At 49.3% G+C, this 869-nt stretch carries 2 protein-coding genes; both read right to left on the reverse strand.

Features of this window, described 5'->3' with window-relative positions:
* Positions 1-641, reverse strand: a 641-nt coding sequence (locus ABLV54_RS00010) for a hypothetical protein (RefSeq protein WP_348813460.1), incomplete at its 3' end; no start/stop codon positions are given.
* Positions 642-643: 2 nt separating this feature from the next.
* The coding region (locus ABLV54_RS00015; RefSeq protein WP_348813462.1) for a hypothetical protein at positions 644-869 on the reverse strand (226 nt) is incomplete at its 5' end.

The raw sequence follows: 869 nt of genomic DNA on the forward strand, positions 1-869 counted from the left end.
TAATCAGGGCTGTACCCGAACGACATTAACCCGCCGCCTTCAGGTGGAGAAAAGGTCATCGTGTTAGATACTTCGGTCCCGTTAATATTGAAGAAGGCAATATTATTGGCGACCGACCAACCGACGCACGCCACGATATAACCGGATTTCGCAAACACCTGTGACATTGAGGTGGTATTTGCACCACCGTCTACAAGCCACTGAATAGAGGCGGCGGAAGCGTATTTACGCAGAATGAAGCCTTTATCCGTTGCGCCTGCCCCGGTATATTTCGCCATCCAGCGGAAAATGACACCGTTCGCATCAGCTTTTGACAAATCAGCGCGGAATACCAGATATACAGTCACCTCACGGGCATTGTTCAGGTCATCATATGCTGCGGCAAGCCCGGCACCTTTCTGAAAATCCAGTTCTGCAAATCCGTCCACCATCGCAATGCCCGGAGAAGCGGGAATTTGCGTTATTTCGTGACCGGTCATGGGAGAGAATACCCGCGACGGCTTCAGGTAATCAGCCAGACTGACCACCGACTCATGCTCTACGGCACGCGACGCATTAAGATGAAGCGCATCTCCCAGCGCTATCGGAGAGCGACCGGATACCAGTATATTTTTTGATTTCAAAATAACAGCGCCTGCCATAATTATAACCCCTCCAGATAATCGTAATTCATCAGCGATGCCGGGCTGACAATATTCATTTTTCCGATATATGTATCGGCGTATGTATTCTGCGTTTCATGCGACCAGGCGAAATACAGGTTATCCCCGTATATTTCCATATCCTGCACGCCAACGTTTGACGCTCCGGTGATGGTTTCCTTGACGATTTTACCAATCGGCATTTTCCAGAAGTTTGAGGCAGTTTTG

Source organism: Klebsiella sp. JB_Kp042 (assembly GCF_040065275.1).
Classification (GTDB): Bacteria; Pseudomonadota; Gammaproteobacteria; order Enterobacterales; family Enterobacteriaceae; genus Klebsiella; species Klebsiella quasipneumoniae.